The sequence below is a fragment of the Moorena sp. SIO3B2 genome, from assembly GCF_010692525.1.
In the GTDB taxonomy this organism is placed as follows: Bacteria; Cyanobacteriota; Cyanobacteriia; order Cyanobacteriales; family Coleofasciculaceae; genus Moorena; species Moorena producens.
On the sequence record NZ_JAAHHE010000444.1, the window covers coordinates 1 to 4,391 of the forward strand.

At 42.4% G+C, this 4,391-nt stretch carries 4 protein-coding genes and 1 pseudogene; 4 read left to right on the forward strand and 1 reads right to left on the reverse strand.

Translation table 11 applies throughout. From position 1 onward, the window contains the following. The 4 genes and pseudogenes from F6K38_RS35730 to F6K38_RS35745 all read left to right on the forward strand — a co-directional run. Positions 1–214: pseudogene (locus F6K38_RS35730) on the forward strand (hypothetical protein); the annotation flags it as partial. A gap of 2 nt (positions 215–216) precedes the next feature. Next, the gene (locus F6K38_RS35735) at positions 217–1,059 is read left to right on the forward strand and encodes a class I SAM-dependent methyltransferase (RefSeq protein WP_008181867.1); all 843 of its coding nucleotides are present in this window, start codon (positions 217–219) and stop codon (positions 1,057–1,059) included. A gap of 138 nt (positions 1,060–1,197) precedes the next feature. Beyond that, positions 1,198–1,398: a hypothetical protein gene (locus F6K38_RS35740; protein ID WP_131827189.1), complete on the forward strand. Its 201-nt coding sequence runs from the start codon at positions 1,198–1,200 to the stop codon at positions 1,396–1,398. Further along, complete coding sequence (locus F6K38_RS35745) at positions 1,361–3,166, forward strand: FkbM family methyltransferase (protein ID WP_287256081.1); 1,806 nt, start codon at positions 1,361–1,363, stop codon at positions 3,164–3,166. Before F6K38_RS35740 ends, F6K38_RS35745 begins: the two co-directional genes overlap by 38 nt. A gap of 89 nt (positions 3,167–3,255) precedes the next feature. Here the strand turns inward: F6K38_RS35745 and F6K38_RS35750 are convergent. Further along, the coding region (locus tag F6K38_RS35750; RefSeq protein ID WP_287359795.1) for a tetratricopeptide repeat protein at positions 3,256–4,391 on the reverse strand (1,136 nt) is incomplete at its 5' end.

Consider the following 4,391-nt stretch of genomic DNA (forward strand, 5'->3'; position numbering starts at 1 on the left):
TACTCGTAACTTCCTCGCCTTCCGACCTGCTCTCGACTCCCGACTCCCGACTCTCGACTCCCGACTCCCGACTCCCGGCTCCCGACTCCCGACTCCCGACTCCCGACGCCCGACTCCCGACTCCCGACTCCCGACTCCCGACTCCCGACTCCCGACTCCCGACTCCCGACTCCCCAAGACAAAACTACCTCACCAAATTGATAACTGCTATTAAAAATGAAAACTGAAAAATCCTATAAAGGCACATTCCTATATTTCGATTATCCCATAAATCAAAAATCGAGATATGGGCATGGTAAGCCTCCTCATCCCAAGCTGTATGAAATAATTAATCGAGGTAGAGACACTTACAAAACTTATCTCAATAGCTTTTTGCAATACCAGGAAAATCTGCTGAAATTCGCCAATAAAGCCATAAAAGAGCAATCCCCAGAGCCATCATTATTCAATCCCTGGCTCCCTGGTCTTGATGCCGTCTCCCTTTATAGTATTATACGCTTGAATAAGCCTAAACTCTATTTTGAAGTTGGGTCAGGAAACTCTACAAAATTCGCTAGGCGAGCGATTAAGGATGGTGGGCTAAACACTAAGATTATATCTATCGATCCTCAGCCGAGAGCAGAAGTTGATTTAATCTGTGATGAAGTGATTCGAAAGCCCGTAGAAACTGTCGATATTGCTATTTTTGATCAACTGGAATCTGGGGATATATTATTTGTAGATAATTCCCATCGAATATTTATGAATTCCGATGCTACAGTAATATTTTTAGATATTTTTTACAAGTTGAAGCCTGGGGTTATTGTAGTATTTCATAATATATTTTTACCCTATGATTATCCTCAAAAATGGGAAAAGCGTCATTATTCTGAACAGTATGTATTAGCCGCCTACCTCTTGGCAGAAGGTAGTAAATTTGATATTATTTTGCCAAACGCTTTCATCGGGTACGATCCATACTTAAAAGCCATAATGTCATCCCTTTGGCAATCCCCGGAAATGACTGGTGTTAATAAAGGAGGCGCTTCCTTTTGGCTTAAAATGAGAGAATTCTCTTGAGGATTATAGGGAATAGGGAATAGGGAATAGGGAATAGGGAACAGGGAACAGGGAATAGGGAACAGGGAACAGGGAATAGGGAAAAGTTTGAAGGCAAGAGGCAAGAGGCATACATGCTAAAGTTTGAAGGCAAGAAGTGTGTTTACAACCCAGATAAAAACGCTATATCATAACTACTCTAGAAAAGCCCAGGATTTTTTCCCTTTTCCCTACTCCCTACTCCCTACTCCCTGCTCCCTTTTCCCTACTCCCTACTCCCTACTCCCTGCTCCCTATTCCCTGTTCCCTTTAAAACTTAACTATGGCAATCAAATTTTGGAATGGTATTGCATTAATTGAAAATGACACCTATAGGACTCAATTAATACCAAAAGTAGGACGCTTAGATCACGATCAATCACTGTTGAGGGGGATTTTACCTCATATACCAAGGGGTGGTGTTGCCATAGATGTTGGTGCCAACATTGGCGATCACACCATTGCTTACCTGAATAAAGTTGGGATAACTGGTCGAGTGTTAGCATTTGAACCCCTGCCAGAAGCTTATGAATGTCTCAAATTAAATGTACCAGGGGCAGAATCCTATAACTATGCCCTTTCAGACCAAGAAGAAACCCTGAATTTGGTGATTAGACCAAACACAGGAGAGAGTTTTTGCTCCTATTCCGATAACTCACAAACCATTCGAGCTGTTCGATTAGATTCCTTTGAGTTTACCCAGCTAGACTTGATCAAGTTTGATGTAGAAGGTTGGGAGTTAAAAGCCCTCAAAGGAGCTGAAGAGACGATATATCAACATCAACCTCGGATGGTGATTGAGATTAATGAGCAAGTATTTAAACGAACCCTCGGGAATCGACATCAGATTTACGATTTTCTGAGGCGACATGATTACGAGTTACAACCAATACAACCAAAGACCAGCCTCAACACTGAGAGAATTGATTTACTGGCAATACCAGAAAAGGCACAATACTTCTGCGGCTTTCAGCATAAATTAGGGGAAGCTTACACAGAAAATAGTCAGCTTGACCAAGCTATTATCGCTTACCGTCGTGGGATTGGGCTTAACCCCAAGATATCTTCGTCTCATCACAACTTGGGGGAAGTCTTGGAGAAACAAGGTCATCTCGAAGCTGCGATCGCATTTTACCGTAAAGCCATTGACCTCAACCCTGATCACCATCAGTATCATATCACCTTAGCCAAAGCCCTAGCCCGAAAAGCCATGGCAGCTGAAGCAGTAGCTGAGTATCGCTTAGGGATGTCCCTTAACCCTAACTTCCAGTGGTCAGAGGATAATTTTGGCGAGGCTTTATTAGAAGGTCTGTATAAACACCATAGTAAAAACCATAGTAAAGGTTTCCAGGAAAACCCTAGTCAAAAGAATGACTTGATGTCCTCAAGCCACGACTGTGGTGTAATTTATTTAGCGATTGGGGAAAAATTTAAACGAGAATTTCTTAATGCTTATAAATTTTTCAAGAAATCCAATCCTACCATCCCGATATCCCTATTTACCGATTGCGCCATTGGGGAGTTAGATGGCTGTACAGTCTATCCTTTAAAAAGAAACAAAAATCCTCATAAACTCAAAGCAGATATCTTGAAAATGAGTCCTTACGAAAAAACCTTATTTATGGATACAGATACCTTGGTAATTGGGGATATTTCCGATATTTTTGTGTTTCTTGATGACTGTTATTTATGTATAGCAAAAGAACCTAATGTTGACTATAGTAAACAACCCTATAAATTTATTGGCTATAAATCACATAAACACATTAATACAGGAGTATTCGCCTTAAAAAAATGCCAATTCATTACTAAAATGATTGATGGCTGGATTACTCTGATGTCAGAACAAGATGACTCAGATATGAGAGCAGGACATTTTGGTGACCAGTACTATTTCAACCAGTTATTACAATCGGGTTTCTTCGAGCAAGAAGGAGGCAAAGTAAAGGTCATAGACAACAATATTTACAATGTCAGACCTCAGGCTCTGCCTCACTTAATCAAAGATGGCTTGTTTAATCAAGCCAAGATAATTCATCTACGACTCTCTGCTTTTGTCCCATCATTAGTTTCTCTTAAAAAGAAATAGGGATTAGGGAATCGGGAGTAGGGAGTCGGGAGTGGGTAATAAAGCGATAGTAAGCATTAACGCTAGTTGGTATGCAACAATCGCTTTTTTCAGATTCTCTTGCCTATCACCACGGATTCTGTCATTATGGGCAGACCAAGGTTGTTTTGAGGGTTGCTTTGAGTCATTGCCCAAGCCATGGGAAAGTCTTGTGTGGTGCGAACGGACGAAGCTTGTTGGAATGCTTCAATAGCAAGTTCTAGATTTTTAGCCCTGTCCCCACGGATTCTGTCACTGTAGGCATTGCCCAGGTTAGTTTGAGTCTGTACCCACTCCATGGGGAAGTCTTCTTGGGTGTAAACTGACAAAGCTCGTTGGAATGCTTCAATGGCAAGTTCAAGATTCTCTGCCCTGTCCCCACGGATTCTGTCACTGTAGGCATTGCCCAGGTTAGTTTGAGTCTGTGCCCACTCAATGGGGAAGTCTGATTGAGTGTAAACTGACGAGGCTAGTTGGTATCGGGCAATAGCTTTTTCCAGATTCTCAGCCCTGTGGTCGTGGATTCTGTTTCTGTAGGCATCGCCTAGGTTGATTTGAGTCATTGCCCAATAGATAGGGAAATCTGATTTGGTGTAAACTGACAATGCTCGTTGGTATTGGGTAATGGCAATTTCAAGATTCTCAGCCCTGTCGCCACGGATTCTGTTTCTGTAGGCTTCCCCCAGGTTGGTTTGAATCGCTGCCCAACTTTGCCGCTTACTCTCACGGGTAAAGACCTTTAGCACCTGTTTGTAACCAGCAATGGCGATTTCGATGTTATTGGCTTTATTGCCTAGAGGACACTGCTGGATCAGGTTGCTAAATTCCCAAATAACTCTAGCGATGTATTCTGCTTCAGCTTCTGAGAGTTTAGCACTTGCCCAGGTTTCCAGGATATCAATAAAGTTATCATCCAGTTTGTCTAGGTTGGCTCCCAGGAGTGGATAGACTACTTTGGGGTTGCTATCGCTGTTGTCAGTTGCCAGCAATACCTCTGTCAAAAATTCCAGATAGTCTTGGCATGAATGATTAGCTGAGGTAGGGGTTTCTGAGATTCCCAGGATTTCTAACAGCTCACTCCTCAGACCCAGTAAAACCTCAGCACGGTTTTGCTTGCCCTCTGCTCTAAGTTGTTCTGCTACTTGTGCCATTACCTGCAATAACTCTGCATCCACTAACTCACGGTTGCTCTCAACAATTTGAAATT

Bases quoted from the DNA above. Each gene is read 5' to 3' on its own strand.
- F6K38_RS35735 (WP_008181867.1), top strand. From the start codon at position 217: ATGAAAACTGAAAAATCCTATAAAGGCACATTCCTATATTTCGATTAT.
- F6K38_RS35745 (WP_287256081.1), top strand. From the start codon at position 1,361: ATGGCAATCAAATTTTGGAATGGTATTGCATTAATTGAAAATGACACC.